General features: G+C 46.5%; 18 protein-coding genes. 15 read left to right on the forward strand and 3 right to left on the reverse strand.

Annotation, left to right across the window (positions count from 1 at the left end):
- Positions 1-771 precede the first annotated feature (771 nt).
- The 13 genes from NST47_RS11795 to NST47_RS11855 all read left to right on the forward strand — a co-directional run bounded on the left by NST47_RS11795 (position 772) and on the right by NST47_RS11855 (position 19,030).
- Complete coding sequence (locus NST47_RS11795) at positions 772-1,653, forward strand: carbohydrate ABC transporter permease (protein WP_076229440.1); 882 nt, start codon at positions 772-774, stop codon at positions 1,651-1,653.
- 105 nt (positions 1,654-1,758) lie between these two features.
- Positions 1,759-2,895 carry an enolase C-terminal domain-like protein gene (locus NST47_RS11800; RefSeq protein WP_341155317.1) on the forward strand — a complete coding sequence of 379 codons (1,137 nt, stop codon included), beginning with the start codon at positions 1,759-1,761 and terminating at the stop codon, positions 2,893-2,895.
- A gap of 85 nt (positions 2,896-2,980) precedes the next feature.
- Positions 2,981-4,540, forward strand: a complete 1,560-nt coding sequence (locus tag NST47_RS11805; protein WP_341155318.1) for an extracellular solute-binding protein — start codon at positions 2,981-2,983, stop codon at positions 4,538-4,540.
- 298 nt (positions 4,541-4,838) lie between these two features.
- The gene (locus NST47_RS11810) at positions 4,839-7,163 is read left to right on the forward strand and encodes an AraC family transcriptional regulator (protein WP_341155319.1); all 2,325 of its coding nucleotides are present in this window, start codon (positions 4,839-4,841) and stop codon (positions 7,161-7,163) included.
- A 133-nt stretch (positions 7,164-7,296) separates the two neighbouring features.
- Positions 7,297-9,048 (forward strand): glycoside hydrolase family 2 protein, encoded by a 1,752-nt coding sequence (locus tag NST47_RS11815; RefSeq protein ID WP_341155320.1) that lies wholly within the window; start codon positions 7,297-7,299, stop codon positions 9,046-9,048.
- A 39-nt stretch (positions 9,049-9,087) separates the two neighbouring features.
- Positions 9,088-10,089 (forward strand): 3-dehydro-L-gulonate 2-dehydrogenase, encoded by a 1,002-nt coding sequence (gene yiaK, locus NST47_RS11820; RefSeq protein WP_341155321.1) that lies wholly within the window; start codon positions 9,088-9,090, stop codon positions 10,087-10,089.
- 32 nt (positions 10,090-10,121) lie between these two features.
- On the forward strand, positions 10,122-11,660 hold the full coding sequence (locus tag NST47_RS11825; RefSeq protein WP_341155322.1) for an extracellular solute-binding protein: 1,539 nt from the start codon (positions 10,122-10,124) through the stop codon (positions 11,658-11,660).
- Between the two features lie 188 nt (positions 11,661-11,848).
- A complete protein-coding gene (locus NST47_RS11830) occupies positions 11,849-13,168 on the forward strand; it encodes an extracellular solute-binding protein (RefSeq protein WP_341155323.1) in 1,320 nt (439 codons plus the stop codon).
- Between the two features lie 78 nt (positions 13,169-13,246).
- Positions 13,247-14,203, forward strand: coding sequence for a carbohydrate ABC transporter permease (locus NST47_RS11835; RefSeq protein WP_341155324.1), 957 nt, complete (start codon positions 13,247-13,249; stop codon positions 14,201-14,203).
- Positions 14,204-14,252: 49 nt separating this feature from the next.
- Positions 14,253-15,065: a carbohydrate ABC transporter permease gene (locus NST47_RS11840; protein ID WP_305954286.1), complete on the forward strand. Its 813-nt coding sequence runs from the start codon at positions 14,253-14,255 to the stop codon at positions 15,063-15,065.
- Positions 15,066-15,194: 129 nt separating this feature from the next.
- Positions 15,195-16,958: a cache domain-containing sensor histidine kinase gene (locus NST47_RS11845; protein WP_341155325.1), complete on the forward strand. Its 1,764-nt coding sequence runs from the start codon at positions 15,195-15,197 to the stop codon at positions 16,956-16,958.
- Complete coding sequence (locus NST47_RS11850) at positions 16,951-17,745, forward strand: response regulator transcription factor (protein ID WP_341155326.1); 795 nt, start codon at positions 16,951-16,953, stop codon at positions 17,743-17,745. Before NST47_RS11845 ends, NST47_RS11850 begins: the two co-directional genes overlap by 8 nt.
- Complete coding sequence (locus NST47_RS11855) at positions 17,732-19,030, forward strand: ABC transporter substrate-binding protein (RefSeq protein ID WP_341155327.1); 1,299 nt, start codon at positions 17,732-17,734, stop codon at positions 19,028-19,030. Before NST47_RS11850 ends, NST47_RS11855 begins: the two co-directional genes overlap by 14 nt.
- A gap of 4 nt (positions 19,031-19,034) precedes the next feature.
- On the opposite strand, the gene NST47_RS11860 is transcribed toward NST47_RS11855, so the two are convergent.
- The 3 genes from NST47_RS11860 to NST47_RS11870 all read right to left on the reverse strand — a co-directional run bounded on the left by NST47_RS11860 (position 19,035) and on the right by NST47_RS11870 (position 21,833).
- Positions 19,035-19,457 (reverse strand): universal stress protein, encoded by a 423-nt coding sequence (locus NST47_RS11860; protein WP_341155328.1) that lies wholly within the window; start codon positions 19,455-19,457, stop codon positions 19,035-19,037.
- Positions 19,458-19,871: 414 nt separating this feature from the next.
- A complete protein-coding gene (locus tag NST47_RS11865) occupies positions 19,872-21,170 on the reverse strand; it encodes an IS110 family transposase (RefSeq protein ID WP_341154505.1) in 1,299 nt (432 codons plus the stop codon).
- Positions 21,171-21,416: 246 nt separating this feature from the next.
- Positions 21,417-21,833 (reverse strand): VOC family protein, encoded by a 417-nt coding sequence (locus NST47_RS11870; RefSeq protein ID WP_341155329.1) that lies wholly within the window; start codon positions 21,831-21,833, stop codon positions 21,417-21,419.
- 258 nt (positions 21,834-22,091) lie between these two features.
- On the opposite strand from NST47_RS11870, the gene NST47_RS11875 reads away from it, so the two are divergent.
- Together NST47_RS11875 and NST47_RS11880 are read left to right on the forward strand one after the other, a co-directional pair.
- On the forward strand, positions 22,092-22,508 hold the full coding sequence (locus tag NST47_RS11875; RefSeq protein ID WP_341155330.1) for a VOC family protein: 417 nt from the start codon (positions 22,092-22,094) through the stop codon (positions 22,506-22,508).
- 134 nt (positions 22,509-22,642) lie between these two features.
- Positions 22,643-22,813 (forward strand): hypothetical protein, encoded by a 171-nt coding sequence (locus NST47_RS11880; protein ID WP_240415241.1) that lies wholly within the window; start codon positions 22,643-22,645, stop codon positions 22,811-22,813.
- Positions 22,814-22,852: the final 39 nt, after the last annotated feature.

The following is a 22,852-nucleotide window of genomic DNA, read 5'->3' on the forward strand; positions in this document are numbered from 1 at the left end:
CGCCCAGCGTAATGTATCTTGTTAAGGGATGAATGCGCTGAATCATAATCAGCGTATGACTGCTTACTAGTCGTGAAGCTGTCATTTGTAAAAAAATGATCATGATGTACACCTTTGTCCTATATCGCTCAATATCACATTCGGCTTCTCTTGCTACCTCAGGTCGGTTCCATAACGATGAAAAACATCGTTATACGGAGTACAAACCGCAAGGAGCGCTTATAACGATGTTTTTCATCGTAACAACGGACATTCAGCGGATTTAGTCCTTCATATTGCCGTGTTGCGATGTTTAACATCGTACCACAAGACATTTCGGCGTCTGCTGGAATTCTAACGATGTTATTCATCGTTACGAGAGAGAGCGCTTAGAAAATGTAGCCGAAGAGTACTCTCTTAATGCGGATATGATGCAAATAACGCATAATGGCGTTGCTCTAATCCATATTCAATGCTGATCCATTGAATAAATGCCCTTTACCTTCAGCGATATTTATAAAATAAGCTGCGCCTTGCGCCCTGCGGCCTAGAGGGCCGCAAAATGCGGTGAATACGCAGCGGAGCGTCCGTGGTGTTCTGGAGATAGCGGAGCGGTGCCTTTGTTCCCGGATTTTCACCGATAAATCCTTCATACAATAATAAAATCCGGGAACAACAGCAATCGGAGGAACACTTCGGACGCACAGCGACAACCGATTCACCGCATTTTATCCCTTTGTTCTTTGTACAGCATCTCGCAATCCCATATTATTTTAAAAAGGAGCCACCCTCATGAGAGAAAGCTTAGGCGACCGCCTGTTCAGTATGGCAAACCTTGTGCTGCTGGTCATCATCGGCATCATTACGTTGTTCCCCTTGTATTACGTTTTCGTGGTTTCCTTCACAGAGCCACGGGAGTATATCGATAAATACGGTTTTGTGTTATTCCCGAGCAAGTGGAGCCTGGGCTCCTATGAATACTTAATGTCCACATCCGCTTTTATTCGGGCAACGGGTGTCAGTGCTTTTCTGGCAACGGTGGGTACGCTGCTCAGCCTGATGGTAACCTCGGCCTTTTCATTCGGACTTTCCCGCAAAAGGCTGAGAGGCCGAAAGCTGATGATGTTCATGGTCATGTTCACGATCCTGTTTAATCCCGGGATTATCCCGCTGTATTTGCTGGTGCGTGATTTGGGTCTGATCAACAGTGTATGGGCGCTCATTATTCCGGTATTGACCAGTGGCTGGTATGTCATTTTGATGAAGAGCTTCTTCGACAGTATTCCGGTAGAGCTGGAGGAAGCTGCCATGATTGATGGCTGTAACGACCTGAGCATTTTCTTCAAAATCATCTTGCCGCTTTCCGCTGCATCGCTTGCCGCATTTGGTTTATTTTACGCAGTTGCTTATTGGAACACCTTCTTTAGTGCGGTGTTGTACATTAATGATTTTACGAAGGTACCGCTGCAAATTGTACTGCGCAACATGCTGATTGATTCCGATACCGCGATGGGTGGGGCGTCAGCCGTGGAAATGTCATCAGACAAGCAGCTGCCTACGCAAACGATCAAAATGGCTGCTGTCGTCATCTCAACCTTGCCGATTCTGATGGTGTATCCGTTTTTGCAAAAGCATTTTACGAAGGGTGTTATGTTAGGTTCTGTCAAAGGTTAAGTGCAGCTGGCTTGTCGTTGCTTAATCCCGCATCGGCAGCAGGGCTCAGCTCGATCTGGCACACCAACAATTATATAAATACAAATGGTAGAGGAGCAAATGAAAATGAAAAATTTTTCCGATTTGGACAGCACATGGCGTATTGAGAAAATTGAGCAGGCACTCATGAAAGGCGAACGCCGCAGAACGGCGGGCTGCAATGCAAGACTGGGGGTACATGGTAAAGAGGTCAGCTTTCCCTTGGTACGAATCACGATTGGCGGCATCGCGGGGTATAGCTGGTCCCGTGTTTCCCGTGAGGCGGCAGCAGCGTTTATCGGGACTCCGATAAGCGAAATCTTTTGTGAGGATCAATGGATCAAGGACCGTTTTCAAAGCATCCAATTCCCGCTGTTTGACTGGTTAGCGAACGTAAGAGGCATTCCGGTGTATCAGCTGCTGAGCGGCCAATCGACACCTTTGAGCGTTGCTTGCTATGATACGTCCTTGTATTTTGATGATCTGCACCTGAGCTCTGAGGCAGATGCGGTGAAGCTGCTGCAGGAGGAAGCGATGCAGGGCTATAACGAAGGATTTCGCGGCTTTAAAATCAAGGTCGGCCGTGGTGCGATGCACATGGACTTGATGGAAGGCACGAAGCGGGATATCGCGATTGTAAACGGCATCCGTGAGGTGGTCGGCCCGGCATGCAACATTTCAATTGATGCGAATAACGGCTATAACCTGAATTTGACGAAGCATGTTCTGAAAGAAACGGCGCATGCCAACCTGCTGTGGATGGAGGAAGCGTTCCACGAGGATGATCGGCTGTACCGTGATTTGAAGGCATGGTTGGCTAAGGAGGAGATCGATGTGATGATCACCGACGGTGAAGGCTTGGCGGCGGGACCGATTGTGGAATGGGCGGAGCAAGGCCTGATCGATGCCATCCAATACGATTTGAAGGATTACGGTATTGTCAATTGGTTAAAGCTGGCGAAGCGACTGGCTGCAAGCGGCGTGAAAGCGGCCCCGCACAACTATGGCGGCTTCTATGGAAACTTTGCTTCGGCACAGGTATATCCAGCCATCGAAGGCTTTATGTTCGTGGAATGGGATGAAGCGCAAATTCCGGGTATCGATACGTCCGGCTACACCATTCAAGACGGCAAAATCTCTGTGCCTTCTACACCGGGCTTCGGCTTGCACATCGATACGGACCTTTATGAAAGCAAGCTACGTGACGGCGGTTGGGCAGTGTAAACTCAAGCTCCCGAATTGGAGCAGGCGAGTTATCCACATCAGATAAAACCAGGAAGCTAAACTAATTTTAAGGGGATGATTTGCAGTGAAATTAACAACAACCCAGTTACTTAAAAAACGGACTCTGTTATTTGTATCCATGATGGTCGTATGTTCTTCATTTGCCGCAGCTTGCTCGTCACCAGCGCCTTCAACTGGACCTGCGTCTGCGCCGGCAGCTGCCGGTAAGGAGGAGCCCCAAGCTCCAGCCAAGCCTACGGAAATCAAAGTGATGGCGGATTACACGATAGCGCAGCCTCCATCGCCAGACAATCAGGTGCAGAAGGAATTTGAAAAAAGAACGAATACGAAGCTGACGGTTACCTGGGTACCGGGTGGAGATTATGCGGATCGCGTGAACGTGGCGCTGGCTGCTGGCGATATTGCCGATCTGATTAAAATTCCGAATATTACAACCCCGTTGTTCCGACAAATGGTCAAACAAGGAGCCTTCTGGGATTTGACACCTTATATCAAAAACTATCCAAACCTGATGGCCATAGATCCGAAAATATGGAATAACACCAAGATCGATGGAAAGTCGTTTGCAGTTCCTGCGGGACGACCTTTGAACGGCGGTGGCTTCTTCTCGATTCGTAAGGATTGGCTGGACAAATTAGGCTTGAAAATGCCGACAGATCTGGATGAGCTGTATACCGTTTTGAAGGCCTTTAAGGACAACGCGCCTGACGGTAAAAAGGACACGACCGGCTTTACCATGCGCGGCGGCTCTGGTGTATTTGAAGAGGTATTCACCGGAACTGTCGGCAAATGGAAGGAAAAGGACGGCAAGCTCGTCAATATGACGCTGGAGCCGGAGATGAAGGAAGCTCTGATTTATGTGAGTAAATTGTACAAGGAAGGTTTAATTCCGCAGGACTTCCCTGTGCTGAAGGAAAATCAGTATTGGGAGCTGGCTACAAGCGGCAGAGCGGGACTGACATCGGAAACACCGGAGGCCTTATTCAGATACACCATGGATCAATGGAAGAAGGACCCGAAGGTCGAATGGACACCGATGCTTTCACTGGCTCCAAAAGCCGGAGGCAAAGCTTACGTACCGCAAGCAACAGGCTTTAATGGCGTGTTGGCGATTCCCAAAACCGTACCGGAAGACAAAATGAAGGCGATTTTGAAATTCGTGGATTACGGCTCGGGCGGCGAGGGCCTGGATTTGACCCTTTATGGCATCAAGGATGTTCACTATTCCATTGTTGACGGCCAAAAGATTGCGAATGATAAGGCTGTAGCCGACAGTGTGGGAACCGCTTCCTGGGGTAAAATGTTCAGTACACCTGTACTTGATCTGTGGCAGTATGCAGCCGGAATGCCCAAAGAGGTATATCAACGCAACATGAAGCTGGCTGAAGAAAAAGCGAAAATTTCCACGCCTGACCCGGCTATTGGTTTGGTTTCCGACACAGAGCTTAAAATGGGTGCTGACTATACGAAAAAAATCGCTGATATGAAGACACAAACGATTATTGGCAAAATTTCATTGGATGACTGGGATAAATATGTAGACAGCCTTAAGAAAGATCCCAACTACACCAAAATTACGGAAGAAATCAATGCAGAATACAAAAATCGGTTGGCTCAAAAATAAGCTGAACACAAGTGCATTTGTGCAGAGGCAAGGGTAGCCCCTTGCCTCTTAGACAGCAGCAACGGTGTGTGGTCAATGTGCAATGGGGATGGATGGAGGCGCTTAATGGAAGCTGCTGTATCTGATCGGATGCAGCAGCTTTTTTGCGTTGTCAGCGATCTTAAATTCGTATAACCTTTTGTTGATTATTTCATATACAAAATATACAATGTATATTATACATACGCAATTAAGTGCAGAAGCAGTGATCGGTGCGCGGCGATTGGGCCCCATCAACCAAAGGATGTGAAATGTCCCGATGAGCAGGCCAAAGGGCAAACATAAAGGGTCAATCTATTGGAAAAATTTAAGTATTGTCCTGCTGATCACATGCATCCCCATTGCATTAATCAGTGTTATTCTTTACTATATCGGAACGGATCGTATTGGAATGGAAGTGAACAAGGCCCATCAGAATCAGCTGAGCCAGTCGATTCAGCACATGGAGGATTATTTATCCAACCTGGAGCATACGGTGGTGCGACTTGCTTTTGATCGAAGTATGGATGAGTCGCTTAAGCAGATGGATTTTATTATGGAATTTCAAAAAACAAATGAATTAATGAGATCGTTTACATTGATGAGGGAATCGAATTCCTTGATTGGTGGAGTGAGCTTATATTTACGCGATGCCAATAAGCTTATTGGAGATGAGTTTGGATTTCAATCCGTTCAGTCGGAGGATGACAGGAAGCTATTAAGATCCTTATTGGAAAAAGAGCGTACCATCTATTGGAACTATTCGTTAAGAAAACCGGGTTATTCCGATACCCTGTACAAGGCTATTGTGGTCAAGCTTCCTGGTGGTCAAATGTATGATTCCTACGGGGCATTCATCCTTTATTTGGATCAGGCTAAATTAAATACGATGGTGCAAAAATTGGCTTCCGGAGAAGGCGTTGCTTTCTTAATTAATGAGAACGGTGATTATTTAACTACTCCCCACACCAATGAACTTTCCAAGGAAGAACTCACACTTGAGGATGCGGTAAGAAGCCGGATCGCCCAGGAGGATCTTCGCGACCATACCTTTAAATTTGACTGGCAAGGTCAAAGCTATACCGTATCCTATGGGAAAATATCCAAGCTTGGCGGCAAATGGACGTTTGTCTCGGCAACCCCGATGTCGCAAATCATTGCTCCGGTCACTTCGCTGTCGAGATTAATTCTCTGGATTAGCCTATTCGGCCTGACGGTCGGCTTGCTGCTATCGTGGTTCGCCTCCAACAAAATTTACGATCCGATTTATCGCTTGAAAAGCTTGTTCGAATCATCCAAGCCTACCAGGTCAGATGAAAAGGATGAGGTCACCTACATTGAGAATCAGTGGAATCAGCAGCTGGTGGAGCAGCAGACCCTTGCGATGCAGATCAAGGAATCCATACCAACCTTAAGAGAGAGCTTCCTGCTGCAATTTTTGCAGGGCAATTTGTATACGCATACAGAATCGGAGCTCATAGACAAGATGAAGCAGCTGGATTGGAATGCGGAGGATAAAAGATTTGCGGTTATGGTGGCGCAGCTGCATGGGATTTCCGAGCTTGGTGGCAAATACTCCGAAAGGGATTCGCAGCTGATTACGTTCGCCGCCTCCAACATTATATTGGAGCTGTGCTCTGAGAAGCTGAACATGGTGCATGTAATTAATTTTCAGGATTTATCTGTCGGTGTGTTTTTTGTTCTGAATCATAGCATTACGAATGAGGAAATCAAGGCTGTACTCAACAAGCTTGCCCATGATTATATCGCGGCGGTTAATAATGTGCTGCGAATGAAGGTGACGATTGTCACGAGTAAAATATCCGATTCGCTGGTGGATATGCCGAATGTACTGGAGCAGACGCGTAAAGCGCTGCGCTTCCGGGATCTTCATACGTCCAATCAAATGCTCGATATGAATCAATTTATGATAGAGCCTAACAGTGCGAAGCATTTTCCCTCCGAGCTGGAAAGAGAAATCGTACATGCGGTCAGCCTTGGTCTGGAGGAGGAAGCAGTACGTTTAATTCGACTGTTTATACAGGAGCTTCAGGGGGATAACAGTACCGAATTGATGGTTCATCAAGGGATGATGAAGCTGCTGGGTACGCTGCATGACACGATTATCAAGCATGATGTGAATATGTATGCTTTGTATGAGGGGGTACATCTGTATGAGCAGCTGATGCTGTTATCCGAGCCGGATCAGATCGTAGACTGGTTCCAGTACAAGCTGATCCACCCGTTTATCAAAACATTGTCCATGACCTATGACGGTAATTTGCGGGAGGTGATCGATAAGCTGCTCGTGCAGATTAAAGAGGAAATCCTGATGGATGTCTCTCTGGAAATGTATGCAGACCAATTGCAGATGAGCTCCTCCAAGCTGAGTAAAGCCTTTAGACAAATCCATGGTACGAACTTTATCGACACGATTATTCGTTTGCGTATTGAAAAGTGTAAGGAGCTGCTGTGCAAGACCGATATGAAAATCAATGAAATCGCAGAGCTGCTGCATTATCAGCCCTCTTACCTCATTCGTATGTTCAAAAAAAGCGAAGGTTTGACACCAAGACAATATCGGGAAAAGCATGCGCAAGGATAGCCATGAGGCCTGTTCAGCTATGAAGAAGGAAGCTTGAAAAAAGGATGTTGTCCAATGGTTTACATTTCCACACTTATATTGTAGTATTGCAATGTACATTGTGTATTAACAATATGGAATAAGGGTGATAAATATGACGGTGCAGCCGTATAGACAAGACTATCCACGTCCACAATTTGAGCGGTCTGAGTGGCTTAATTTAAATGGGGAATGGGAATTTGAATTTGATGACCATCAGGTAGGGAACCTTGAGAAATGGAATGTATCGCACGATTTTAGTCAAAGGATTCAAGTTCCTTTTTGCTTTCAAAGCAGCTTGAGCGGCATCGGAGATACGGGTTTTCATGATACGGTCTGGTATCGTAAAGCGTTCACTGTACCCGCCGCCTTTGTCGGCAAAAGGATCGTATTGCATTTTGGTGCTGTTGATTATATGTCATGGATCTGGGTAAACGGTCAGTTGGTGAAGGTTCATGAAGGTGGGCACACCCCTTTTTCAGTAGATATTACCGATCATCTGCAGGATAATGAGAACACAATCGTCGTGAAGGCTCAAGACTACAGCCAGGATCAGACTCTTCCCAAAGGCAAACAATATTGGGAGGAGAAATCGGCAAGTATTTGGTATACCCGGACTACAGGCATTTGGCAAACTGTCTGGTTAGAGCCTGTAGCCGAGACGTATCTGAACAAGGTAAAGCTTACCCCTTACATCGATTCGAATGAGATTAAAATCAGGGCATTTATTGAAGGACGACTAAGCGATAATCTTTGGTTGAAAACAATTATATCCTTCAAGGGAGCTCCGGTAGCTGAAGAGATCGTTAAAGTCACAGAGTCGGAGCTGATGCGGCGTGTTGGATTGCACGATTTTAACGATCATGGAAGAGGTCGCTGGTGGTCGCCAGAGAAACCGAATTTATATGATATCCAATTCCTCCTGCTAGATGGCGATCAAGTTATTGATCACGTAAACAGCTACTTTGGAATGCGCAAAATAGCTATCGAGGACGGCAAGGTATGCCTGAATAACCGTTTTTATTATATGAAGCTTGTGCTCGATCAAGGTTATTTCCCGGACGGTATTATGACGCCACCAACAGATGACGCGATCAAACAGGATGTTGAATTGACCAAAGCAATGGGCTTCAACGGAGCACGCAAGCATCAGAAGATCGAGGACCCGCGTTACTTGTATTGGTGTGACCGTTTGGGACTGCTCGTATGGGGAGAGATGGCGAATGCCGCGGCGTATTCGGAAAATTATGTGCGTCGCATCACCTCGGAATGGCAAGAGGCTATCGAACGTGATTACAATCATCCCTGCATTGTGGCTTGGGTGCCATTGAATGAAAGCTGGGGCGTGCCAAATATTTTGGTGGACAAGTTCCAGCAGCAGCACGCGCTTGGTCTGTATCATTTAACCAAGTCCTTGGATGACACCCGACTTGTTATTTCTAACGATGGCTGGGAGCATATTAAATCCGATATTTGCACGATACATGATTACGAAAGCAGCCGGGAAGTGCTCGTAGAAAGATACCGTACCGTGGAAAATGCAGTTCAGGCAAAGCCAGCCAACCGTTGGATTCATGTGCCTGACTATCCTTATGAGGGCGCTCCGATCCATGTGTCGGAATATGGCGGCATATCATTCAAGAAAAGTGATTGGGAAGGCTGGGGTTATTCAGCAGCTCAAAGCGATGAGGATTTTATCGAACGCTATAAATCGGTTACGCAGCCCTTGCTGCAATCACCGGTCGTACAAGGCTTTTGTTATACGCAGCTGACCGATGTAGAGCAGGAAATTAACGGATTGCTGACCTATGATCGTAAACCGAAGGTAGCATTGGAGCTAATAAAGCAAATTAATGAAGGAAAATAAGCGGAAACCTATATACAGATGAAAAGGTGGTTTTGGATCATGCTGAGAGTTCCTTTTTCCGAGATGATGGATCAATTTGTACGCGTGCTGCTTGGCAAGGGTTTCACTGAAGAACGGGCACAGCAGTGTGCAGCGCTGTTTGCCGAGGCCAGTCTCGATGGGGTGTACTCACATGGGCTGAACCGATTCCCATCTTTCATCGAATATATGGACAAGGGTTATATCGATATCGATGCTGTACCGGAATGCATCCATAGCCTCGGGGCTATGGAGAGGTGGGATGGACATCTTGGACCGGGCAACCTCAATGCCAGATTGTGCATGGACAGGGCGATTGCTCTGGCCAAGCAGCATGGCATGGGTTGTGTAGCTCTCAGGAATACGAATCATTGGATGCGTGGCGGAAGCTATGGCTGGCAGGCTGTAGAAGCGGGCTGTGCAGGAATTTGCTGGACCAACACGATGCCCAATCTGCCCCCGTGGGGCTCCACCGAAAGAAAGCTTGGCAACAATCCGATTGTATTTGCAGTGCCACGGGCAGAAGGAGCTATCGTATTGGACATGGCAATTTCCCAATTCTCCTATGGACAGCTCAATACGAAGAAGCTGCTTGGATCGCAGCTTCCTGTTGATGGCGGGTATGACACGGCTGGTAACCTGACCAAAGATCCATCCGCTATCCTGGAGTCGGGAAGGCCACTGCCTATCGGCTTTTGGAAAGGCTCGGGCTTAGCGCTTGTGCTTGATCTGATGGCTGCAATGCTTGCCGATGGCCATACGACTCATGAGATTGGCAAGCTGCCAGTTGAACATAGCGTATCGCAAGTCTTTATGGCTTTTGATATCGGTGCATTTCCGAACCTTGATTACATTAACGAACGGATTCATGAGGCGATTCTTGATTTGCAAGGTGCTGCGCCACTTGAAGAGGACAGTACGATTCGATACCCTGGTGAGGATACACTTGTCAGACGGCAGTATAATTTGGAGCATGGAATCCCGGTGGAGCCTTCCATCTGGCAGCAGGTCACCCGTTTATAAGTTCTGCGTTCATCTTATGGGAGGAATTCACAATGAAATTCAGTGAAACGACGATACTCCACAAACGGACCCTGTTCCTAGTATCCACATGGGTTGCCTTGTCTTTCTTTGCTGCTTGCTCCATTCCGTCGTCAGAGGCTCCATCAGTCGATGTCAGTGAAGAGTCCCAAGCCTCTGGCAAGCCGACCGATATCAAAATCATGGCGGACTACACGATAGCTCAGCCTCCATCACCGGATAATCCGGTACTGAAGGAATTTGAGAAAAGAACCCACACGAAGCTTACAGTAGTCTGGGTGCCGAGCGGGGATTACGCGGATCGGGTCAATGTGGCTTTGGCTACCGGTGATATTGCCGATTTGATCAAAATTCCGAATATCACGACACCCCTGTTCCTTCAATTGGTGAAGCAGGGTGAGTTCTGGGACTTGACGCCTTATATCACAAATTATCCGAACCTGATGACACTAGACCCGAAGATCTGGAGCCATACGCAGATTGATGGAAAATCCTTTGCAGTTCCGGCAGGACGTCCCTTGAATGGGGGTGGCTTTGCCTCGATCCGTAAGGATTGGCTGGATAAATTAGGTCTCAGGATGCCGACTCATATGGATGAGCTGTACACCGTGCTCAAGGCGTTTAAGGACCAGGCGCCGGATGGCAAAGAAAATACGGTTGGTTATACGATGCGGGATTGGCGTGTTGTTGAAGAAGTATTCACGGGAACCGTTGGTAAATGGAAGGAACAAGACGGCAAGCTAATCAATATGATACTGGAGCCGGAAATGAGAGAGACACTCGTTTACCTGAACAAGTTGTATATCGAGGGTCTGATCCCCTACGATTTCCCTGTGCTAAAGGAAAATCAGTTTTGGGAGCTCGCTACAAGCGGCAGAGCCGGATTGACCTCGGAAACACCGGAAGCGTTGTTCAGATATACGATGGAGCAATGGAAGAAGGACCCGTCGGTCGAGTGGACCCCGATGCTTTCCTTGGCACCCAAAGCAGGAGGTAAGGCATTCGTAACGCAGACTACCGGCTTTAACGGTGTACTGGCTATTCCCAAGACCGTACCTGAGGAGAAGATGAAGGCCATTCTCAAGTTTATTGATTATGGCTCCGGTGGGGAAGGATTGGATCTGACACTTTACGGGATCAAGGGTGTGCATTATACGGTGGTTGACGGTCTGAAAATCGCTAACGATAGAGCATTTGCAGACAGCATAGGAACGGCTACATGGGGTAAAATGTTCAGTACGCCCGTGCTGGATTTGTGGCAGTACGCGGCTGGGATGCCCAAGGAAATATACCAGCGCAACATGAAAATTGCTGAACAAAAAGCAAAGTTATCTACGGGTGACCCTGCGATTGGTCTGGTTTCCCAAACTGAGCTTAAAGTAGGAGCCGACTACAACAAGAAAATTGCCGATACGAAGGTACAAGCCATTATCGGGAAAATTTCCATGCAGGAATGGGATACCTTTGTAGATACGCTTAGGAAAGATCCGACCTATACCCGGATTACCGATGAAATCAATCTCGAATACAGCAAACGGATGGCACTCAAGTAAATAGGATCCCCTTACGGTTGATAACGAAGGAAGTTGTCGACGAAGGGGATTTTTTGCTATTTTAATTAATAACGCTTACATTTCCAATCAAATTGGCATTTTAGCATATCAGAGTGCCTTATTTAATGATCAGGATCGATGATATTATGAAAGCGTAAACAAATTACAAGATTGAAAGGGGTATACAAATGAAAAAGTGGATTGCGATGCTTTGCGTGTGTGTATTGTTTGTCATCTCGGCCTGCAGTGGGAGTGGAACAACACCCGCGACACCGGCAGCACCAGATGCCAAACCGACCCAGCCAGCTCCTGCAGCTAAAGCTGGTGAGAAGAAGAAGCTATCGTTCTGGTATATTGACACTGGCAAACGGAAGGAGCTTATTGAAGCGGCCGTCCAAAAGTTTATGAAGGATCATCCTGACGTAGACGTGGAAGCGGTTCAAATTCCTAATGACCCTTACAAGACAAAGCTCTCGGTAGCGATGGGCGGCGGAAATCCACCGGATGTATTTCACTCCTGGGGCGGCGGCTGGTTGAAGCAATTTGTAAGCGCTAACCAAGTGCTGGACCTGACTGGCAAAATCAGCAGCGATGATTTTTTGACTGCTGGTCTGGATGTAGCTACCTTTGATAAAAAGGTGTATGGTGCACCGCTTGCCATGTCTGTCGTTCCCTTTTACTACAATAAAGAAATTTTCGCCAAATACAATATACAACCGCCACAAACCTATGATGAACTGCTTACGATCATCGATAAGCTGAAGAAAGAGAACATCATTCCTATCGCCCTGGCAAACCAAACCAAATGGCCTGCGGCATTTTACCTGATGTATTTTGCAAACCGTTTGGGTGGCTCGGAAATCTTCAACGAAGCCTTCGAAAGAAAGGGACGTACCTTTGAAGACGAAACTTATGTGAAGGCCGGAGAGATGATTCAGGATTTGGTTAAACGCGGCGCTTTCAATCCCGGATTTAACGGTATTCAGTACGACACCGGAAATTCCCGTCAGCTGATGTACACAGGTAAAGCCGCTATGGAAATGCAAACGTCTTCCTACATTAATAACATTCGTGCGGAATCACCTGACTTCGAGAAAAAAGTAGGCATGTTCCCATTCCCTGCAATACCTGGCGGCAAAGGTAAAGTTACCGATCTGGTAGGTGGCGTCTCCCCTGTATTCTCGGTAGCTGCCAAAAGTAAATATCCTGCTGAAGCGATTGAGCTGGTTAAAGCTTTGACCTCCAAGGAGCTTGCACAGCAAATGGCGGATCAGGCGAGCACAATCTCGGCAGTTAAAGGAGTTACTTATTCCGATCCTTTTGCCAAAGAACTCAATGATATGCTGAGCAAAGCAACCTCCATGCAGACCTTCTATGACCAAACCTTGCCTGCCGAGCTTGCCGAGCTGCACAAAGATACAACTCAAAATTTATTTGGTAATTCCATGACGCCGGCTGCAGCAGCCAAAGAGATGGAAGCGAAAGCCAAAGAAGTCCTGAAAAAATAAATCGGGTGATGGATTACGGATCAGGGGGAGGGCTGCCTCCCCTTACCGGTAACACACCAGAAGAGAAAGGAGCTTCCCATGAACAGCAGTAATCCTACAGCGACTTCTGCTCCGACAGGGAGCGGCACGACTTCGACCGAGCAGATCCGCAGACAGAACAAGCTTCGAACCAACCTGTTTTTACTAAGGTTTATCGGCCCGACGCTGCTTATTTACCTGGTCTATGTAATCTATCCTATCTTTGCGACGTTTTATTACAGTCTATTTAACTGGAACGGCATTCAGGCTGAAAAAACGTTTATAGCTCTAAATAATTACAGTGCATTGTTGTCAGATAAAGTATTTTGGATGACGATTTCTAATAATATGCTGCTGGTTATCGCTTCTGTGGTAACGCAGATTCCACTTGGTCTCATCATGGCACTCATTTTATTTGCCCCACTTCGAGGCATGCGTATATTTCGTACCGTGTATTTCCTGCCGCTGCTCATGTCTACCGTGGCAGTCGGAATTTTATGGACATTCATCTATGATCCGATGTTCGGTATTGTCAACAAGCTGCTGGAGGTGATCGGGCTTAGCTCATGGCAAAATGGCTGGCTGGGCGACCCGAAGACTGCTTTTATTGCGGTAATCGTAACGATTTGCTGGCAATATACGCCGTTTTATATGATCTTATTTCGTGCAGCGATTTCGGGAATTCCCGATGAAATTTACGAAGCAGCTGAAATCGATGGATGCAGCGGTTGGAAAAAGTTTTGGAGTATTACGCTTCCCTTGATTAAGCCAACAATTATCACATCCTCGGTGTTATCTGTAATTGGATCGTTAAAATATTTCGACCTGATTTTTGTTATGACCGCGGGCGGCCCGTCCAGTAGTACGGAGCTCATGGCAACTTATATGTACAAGCAGGCCTTTTCCAAATTTAACATGGGTTATGCCAGTTCCATTTCGTTTACGATGTTCGCCATCGCATTTGTGGTTGCACTCATCATCCTGGCGGCCGACAGATCCCGCGATAAGACAGCCTGATAATCGGGGACAATACAGCATAAAGAAGGGGATGATCACAATGCTTTCCATGATAAAGCGTGCAGGGCTTTATCTTATTGCACTCGTATTACTGGTCTTTACCGGATATCCGTTTGTATACATGATAGCGACCTCGTTGAAAACACAGACTTATTTTTTTCAGAATCCCGCGTCCTTATGGACCAACTTTGTGCTTGAAAACTATGGACTTGTTTTTAAACTGGGGATCGACCGTTATTTTGTGAACAGCCTGATGATTTCGATTTTTTGCGTAGCCGCCGTTATTCTGTTGTCAGCGATGGTCAGCTTTCCACTCTCCCGTATGAGATTCAAGCTCAACCGTCCGATTTATTATTTGTTTCTTGCCGGTATGATGATTCCAGTGCATACTACACTCATTCCGGTGTATATTCTTACCAAAGAAATCGGCTTGTACGATTCGTTATGGGCGCTGGCAGGTCCTTATATCTCCTTTAGTCTGCCGATCTCTATCATCATCCTGGCACAGTTTATTCGGGAGATTCCCCGAGAGCTCGATGAAGCGGCCATTATGGATGGAACGACCCAACCCCAATTATTTTGGAAAATCATTCTCCCGTTGCTGTCTCCGGCTCTGGCAACGATAGGAATTTATAATTTTATTCATATATGGAATGAGTTCGTATTCGGTCTGATTCTAATAACAACACCGGCCAAGATGACGCTGCCGCTTGGACTACGCGCCTTTTACGGTGAATTTTCGGTCAATATTCCGGGAATTATGGCTGCACTCACACTCGGCTCCTTGCCGCTGCTGATCGCTTATTTTGTTGCTCAGGAAAAGGTAGTCAAAGGGTTATCCGCCGGCGCCGTAAAGGGCTGATCCTGCGAGAAACAAACCTGTTAAATTCAATATGTTGCATGCGGACCATCCCTATAGTGTAATATAGGAAATGGTTCTTTGTGTTTAAAGGATGTGTTGGACATGTACAGGATGATAGCAAATCTCCAATTGAACAGGACACGAGTGCAAATTTTACTTGGCTTCCTGCTCGTCATGGTCGTAGTGCTTTCCGTTGCAGGGGGGCTTGTATATCGTTCGATATCGGATTTGCTGATCCGTAATGCCGAATCCTATGTGGGGGAGACGGCGAAGCAAGCGAGTGCACGGCTTGATGCCGTTCTGGCCCAGGTCGATTCGCTCAGCCTGCAGCTGGTGACGGATGCCCGAATCCAGCAGCTATTATATAAAGCGAAGACAGGAGAGGTGCTCACGATCGATCAGAAGCTGTCGGTCCGCCCGATTTTGAATAATTTGATGGCTTTATCGTGGCTGATTCAAGGCATTGAGCTGTATGCAGGGGATGAACCCTTATATCCGCTGGAAAACCAAAATATTTCGGAACGGATCGGCTTGGAAACGGCTACTTTCGCAAATATCAAAGAAGGCCAATTGATATGGGCGGAAATGCAGCGCAAGGAAAGCGGGCATCTTTTTGCCGTGAGACAGATCCGCCTGGAGGATGATTACTTGGGAAGAGGAGGATATGCCGTATTCCGGGTTACGGATTCGCTGCTTGACTTTTTCAATACGGAATTTCCTACGGTCAAGGGAAGCACGATGCATTTGTTCGATCGGCATGCACAGCTTGTGGCCTCAAGCTCCCCTTCACTGCTGGATTCGGTCGATCCGGCGATTCTGACAAGTACGGCTGCGCAAGGGGCGCATTCGATTATTCAAATAGAAGGTACAGACTATTTGAAAATCGTTCGTCAATCAACAGAGACCAACTGGTCTATTCTCATGCTCGTACCGCTGGATACGATAACCGAAGGCCTTTTGGTTTTAAAGCAGGCTTTACTGTGGGCGCTTGTTATCGGTGCGGTGCTATGTCTCCTGCTTCTGTGGATTTTGTCCAGCATCATAACGAAGCCGATCCGCAGGCTCAGAAATAAAATGCGTATCCCTGTATTTGCTCTGCCGCAGCAAAATGACGAGGTCTATTTTAATTTTGAAATGAATGAGCTGAACATCTCGTACAACAATCTGGTCAGAGAGCTGCATCAGCTTGTGCAAACGGTTTACGAAAAGGAACGTCTGAACAATCAGGCAGAAATCAAAATGCTGCAGGCGCAAATTCATCCGCATTTTTTGTTTAATACACTGGAATCGTTATACTGGACGTTGATAGAGAAGCAGGAGGAAGAAGGAGCTCAAACCGTTATTGCCTTATCCAAGCTATTCCGATATACCATTAATGCAGGAAGCAATGATGATTGGGTCAGCCTCAATGCCGAAATCGAACATTGCCAACGTTACATGGAAATTATGAAATACCGAATCGGTCACCGCCTGCACTGGCAATTCCATATTGATCCGCTTCCCTACGATATCAAGCTGCCCAAGCTGTTGATACAACCACTCGTTGAAAACGCTATCCAGCACGGTATTGAACCCAAGGTTGGCGCATCCTCCCTGCTGGTATCGATCCGAAATGTGGAAAGGGACGGGAAGTCTTTGTTAGGCATTCAGGTAAAGGATGATGGAGTTGGCATGGACACAGAAACGCTAGCGGCCTTGACCCAAAGACTGGAGGTCCATCATCAGCCGGACCCCCACTCATCGTCCTCTTCCTCGGGTATGGGCTTGTTAAACGTACAACGACGAATCAAGCTGTATTATGGTCAAGAATACGGAATTCAATTTCAAAGCAGTCCCGATCGAGGTACAATCTTAGATCTTTATCTTCCCTATGGAGTTGAGCGCAATGTCTGAATATCCTTGCATTCTCATAGCTGAGGACGAGCTGCCTACCCGAAATGGCGTATTAAAAGCATTACAGTCCTGGTCACAAGGAAAAGTGAATTTACACACAGTGGAAAACGGTCTGGAGGCTTTTCAATACCGAAGCATTCATCCCGTGGATTTGCTGATTACGGATATACGGATGCCAGGCCTTAATGGTATTCAACTGCTTGAAAGGCTCAAGAAGGAGGGACTGGAGACGACGTCCATACTGCTGACCGGTTATGCGGAGTTTGAGTATGCCCGCAAAGCAATGGCTTTGGGAGCCGTGAACTACATCCTGAAGCCCGTTGAATACCAAAGCCTGATTGCGGCGGTCGAAGAAGCATTTGAAACCAGGAAGCTGTGGAAACAATCACATACCGATTCTGCTCTTGCGATGCCGCAGGTGCACAATGATTCAATCCGTAAAGCGCTGATCTTTATTACTTCCGAGCTGTCGAATCCTTCTCTGGGTATCCGGGACGTTGCCGAGCATATTCATTTGAATTCGAGCTATGTATCCGTACTTTTCAAAGAAGAAACCGGACAAACCTTCAGTGACTTCCTCACCCAACAGCGGCTGTCGAAGGCTAAAGAGCTTCTGCTTGGGACGGATATGAGAATATACGAGATTGCCGAGCGTACGGGGTTTAGTTCGTCCAAATACTTTGTGAAAGTATTCCGTGAGGCGGAGGCCTTGACTCCAAAGGAATATCGCAACGACAGGAAAAAAATTCAAGATAAGAGCGGGAGCGACCGTGATGAGAACGCGTAACCTTAAGTTATGGATACTTGCCATGCTGCTGGTCACTGTGATGCTGGTCTTAATGATCAAAGGCTGTTTCTCATCTGCACCCGAGCCGTCTCAAGCTGAGCCTTCCGCTCCTTCAGCACCTGTTAAAATTACATTTTGGAACCAGGAAACCAATGACCGCAGGCAGGAAGTACTAAAAGAGAGCATTCAGACCTTCAATCAAACACATCCCCATATTCAGATCGTACCGTATTTTTACGAGGGGGAAACCTATAAAGCCAAGCTGAGAGTGGCTACGATTTCCGGAAAAATGCCCGATTTGTTTTATTATTGGACGGGTGAATCCTTCAAGTATATGGTCGATTCCCAGATTGTAGCCGATTTAACGGACTTGATGGAGCAAAACCCGCTGTATAAAAAGCAATTTTATCCGGAAGCGCTGCACAACGCTACTTATTATGACAGACTTTATGGGCTGCCTCATACAAGGACTCATGTCGTATTTTGGTACAATAAGCGCCTGTTTGCCCAATACGGGTTGACACCTCCACAGACCTGGGACGAGCTGATGCTGACGGCCGACAAGCTGCTGAGCAAAGGAATTTCGCCGTTTACCGTCTCCGGCAAGGAAAGGTGGCCCTTGTTAAATTGGTATGCGTACTTGTCCAATCGGTTAGGCGGGTCATCCCCTTTTCATTACATAACTAAGGGAGCCGGAGATTTCACCGAGCCCAGCTTTATTGAGGCCGCACTGTTATTCCGTGAATTAGTGAAGAAAAAAATGTTTGTGCCAGGTTTTCTGGGAGTCGATAGGCAATTAGCGGAAAGCATGTTTTTGAAAGGTGAAGCGGGGATGTATTTGCAAGGTGATTGGGCAGCAGAAGAGATGCTAAGCAATCCGGATATCGCTTATTTCCGCTTTCCAACTGTGAACGGTAAAGGTGATCCTACCGTTTATTACGGTGGCTCGTCCAATGGCTGGGCAATTTCCAAAAACAGTAATCAGCAGGCTGCCTTTGAGGTACTCTCCTATATGCTGAGTATGGAGGAAAGGAAGAAATTCGTCGAGACCAGCGGCCAGCTCTCTACACTTAAAGAGCTGCCGCTTTCGCCTAGCCATATGAAGCCGCCGATCTATGATTATGTCCAATTTATCCAAAAAGATCCGAGCAATTATTTTGGCTATTATGATCAGGAAATTGATCCTCGCAGGTCCGAATTGCTGTTGGATGCGGTGGTTACAATGGCTGGTGCGCAGACGATGTCACGAAAAGAAATAGAAGATTTATTGAAACAGATTCGGTAAATGCTTATTTAACAACCAACACTGGAATTTTGGCATGCTGCACGACATTGTGACTCACGCTACCCAGAATAAACTCACTAATTGCATTAAGGCCTCTGCTGCCGATAACAATCAGATCAGCATGAACCTCATCGGCATATTCAAGAATAGTTTGGGCGGGGCTGCCTTGCCGAATTTCAATATTCGTATTATCGGGGTTAAGCAGCGATTTTTGAATTTGCGCCACGATTTGTTCAGAATAATCGCTATTGATTTCCACGGGTGGAATGTAAACCGCTTCACCTACAACGTATTTGGGAATATTGATGACATGTATGATTTCCAGGTGGGAAAAATGATTAAGCTTGGCCAGCTTTATCGCGGAATCCAGTGCTTTTTCGGAAATTTCAGAGCCGTCATAGGCAACAACAATTTTTGAATAGATCATCGAAATCACTCCTACTATAAAGTAATATTTTCTCCTGTTTTCTCGCTTATCCTCAGTATTTCAACATTGACACCTTGAGTGGTAGTTGTGCAGAATGTAGCCTACACCTGATTTTCTGTAAGGACGTAGGCAGGAACAGAGCTTAGGATCGTTTGGATTCCAAAACTGTGGATAATTGGATATGATCGCACAGTTGGATCTCCACATTCACCCTTGGGGTTTACCCTCCTATGTCACACTGGGTCTATGCCCTCACATTCCTTCGTTCTACCTCTCAAGGGGTGGATGCCGATTCTTGCTCCTTTACGGGGTCGTTGCCCTTATGGAATGTTGTTCGTCGGCTTCTCCGATGCTTCTGTTGTCATTGCCTAACACATGTGAATTAACTCGAGTTACAGATGATTTGCTTTGTTTTTAAGCTGCCTCTAGCTGCATATGAAACTGTCGAACAGGACCGAGTACATCTTTCGCGTTGTACTCTCTTTGCTTTGTCCCCAAGGTATGCAGGACTCGAATCAGCTTTCCACATAAGGCAATGAGGGACTGTTTCTTCTTGAGCGGATTCTGGCTACGGGTCGTGTATTGCTTATGAAGAGCCTTAAACGCTTCGTTTTTAGCAGCCATTGGCATCACGGCGCGGAACAGTAGCGCACGCAGACGTGATCGCCCTCGCTTACTAATCCCTGTCCTGCCCTTGCGCTTGCCCGAACTGTTCTCTCTCAAGTTCAGTCCAGCGAGCCGTATGATTTGTTGTCCGTGATCGTAGTTGTTCAGATCGCCTACCTCCGCTAGAAAACCGGCTACTGTTATCGCTCCGATTCCTGGCACGCTCAGCATCTGTTCAGCCCCTGGGATCTCGCTGAGTATGTGCATAACCTGATTGATGATCTGTTCGAGTTGTTCACAAAACAGGTCGTACTGCCCCAGTAGCGTGTCCAACTCAATCCGAGCAGCTCTTGCACCCTCTGTAAGTCCGATCGATTCAGAAGCAGCCGTGTAGAGTGCCTCTGCACGTTTGATACCTACGCCACGTTTGACCTCCGTTTTCCAGTGAGACAGAACACTTCTTGCCCCTTTCAGGACAATATCCGCTGGCAGCGCAAATGATCGCAACGTCATGAGCGATGCCTTACCTTCCCAGGCCTTGAATACCGTGGTGTACTCGGGAAAGAACCGATCAAGCCAGTTACCAATGCGACCTTTGACCTGAGTCAAGCTAGCCGACACCTTCTCCCGAAGGTTCATGAGAATTCGTAATTCTGCATATTCCTTCGTCGGTAGCTTTGGCTCCGAGTACTTCCCGTTTCGGATGAGATCGGCAATGACTTTGGCGTCCTTGTAGTCGCTCTTGGTCTGAGAGTTGTCCTCCAGTTCTTTCGTCTTATTCACATGATGCGGATTCACAACGACGACTTGGATGCCTTGATCTTGCAAGAAAGCCGCTAACGGAAACCAGTAGTGTCCGGTAGGTTCGATGCCAAACACGATGTCTGTTTTGCTGTGTGTTTGACCGAGTTCCTTCATCCACATGGCCAGTTTCGTTAGCCCTGTATGGTCGTTATGGAACACGCAGTCTTTTCCTAGCTCAATGCCTCGGAAATCCACCGCTCGAGCCACATGAACCTTTTTGGCGATATCTGCTCCAACGACCAGTGTTTTTTCGGTAATTCGGGTAATCCGTTGATTCTGTTTCTGTTTTAGCTTATTCTTCATAGTGAGTGCCTCTTTTCGTATGTGGGTTTTGTTCTTCCCGGAACGTTCCCAGTATACTAGAGGCGCTTTTTTCATTCAAAGCTCAAATTACTTCATTACAGGAATGGCTCCTTATGTAGTTGATTTGTATATTTTAACATGATGAGATGTAAGCAGGTATGATAAATATCACAGAGAAATAAAAAAGCGCCTTCTTTATCTGTGGATAGAGAAGGGGCTGCCGCTTGCAAATGCCAATGGAGCAGGTTACGCATTTCTGTCCGCACCCAGAACCGCCAAATAGTGCGGATTGCACATAATTCCCAGGATGTTCCCGAAAGGATCGACCACGGAAGCCGTAATGAACCCCTCACCACGTTCTGTGAGTGCTTCATACTCTTTGGCTCCCATGGACAGCAACTTCTCCAGTACTGCTGATATATCGTCAACGTGCCAGTACACGACAGCACCAGCCGGTCCGGTCGCCATACCACCAGGCGCATAGCGACTATCAATCAGGCCCAACTCATGCTGGTAGTCGCCAATGCGAAACTCGGCATATCCTGGGCGTTCGAAGTAAGGCTCAATACCTAACAGTTCAGTGTACCATTTCTTCGCTGGCGCTAGGTCAGCCGCCCAAAAGCTAATGGTGCTAAGTCCTCGTAACGTTTGTTTATTATTCATTATCTCCACTCCTACAGTTGTGTAAGCAAGAATACGACATTATCAGGAATCATCGGATAATGCTCAGTCTGCTGCTCCTATATATATTGTAAACGTCTAATACTGACAACAGTATGTCAGTGTTCTAGCAAACCCCAAAATAGCAATCCATAAGAAATAAGATCTCGATTACAATGCTATAATGTGAATGCGAGTGTAACCTGCATGCTCGGTTTTGCACTACACATGCAGGAAAATTTAATTTTGGGGTGAGCGATTATGGGAGTTAAGGCAGCTAAAATTTTTGTTAATTTACCTGTTAAAGATCTGAATAAATCCGTCGATTTTTTTACTAAAGTAGGGTTTGAATTCGACGCCCAATTTACCGACGAAAATGCAACGTGTATGGTCGTCAGTGAGCACATATTCGTCATGCTGCTGGTTGAAGATTTTTTTAAAACCTTTACGAATAAACAAATTTCCGATGCAGCAAAAAGCACAGAGGTTATTGTAGCGTTATCTGTTGACAGTAAGGAACAAGTGGATGAAATTGTCAACAGGGCTCTAAATTCTGGAGGACAAGCCTCCAAGGAACCGATGGACCAAGGTTTTATGTATGGATGGAGCTTTCAGGATATCGACGGTCATCTATGGGAAGTTTTTCATATGGATGCCAACGCAGTCGCTCAAGGATAAGAGCACCTATGCAAGCCTTAATCAACTGTCCTGCCTGCAGCCGCAGAGGGCAGTTTTTGTCTTTTCTATTCATTTGAAAACAGTCGTGATATATTATTATAAAATAAATCCCATCAAATCTGGAGGCATACAGGATGAACAAGGAAACATTTGTAGCTTGGCTTGAGGAAAAAATTCAACGAATTAACGATACACCGGTTAGTCTGGTCGAAACGAAGGAAAAGCAGCATTACCTGTTAGGCAGCTTGAGAACGCTAGAATTAATAAAGGAAAAAATGGTTAACGGTGATTTTGATAACGAGTAGATGCAGTCGTGGATATCTGCGACTTTTCAACCATTAGTA

Source organism: Paenibacillus sp. FSL H8-0034 (assembly GCF_038000305.1).
Taxonomy (GTDB): domain Bacteria; phylum Bacillota; class Bacilli; order Paenibacillales; family NBRC-103111; genus Paenibacillus_S.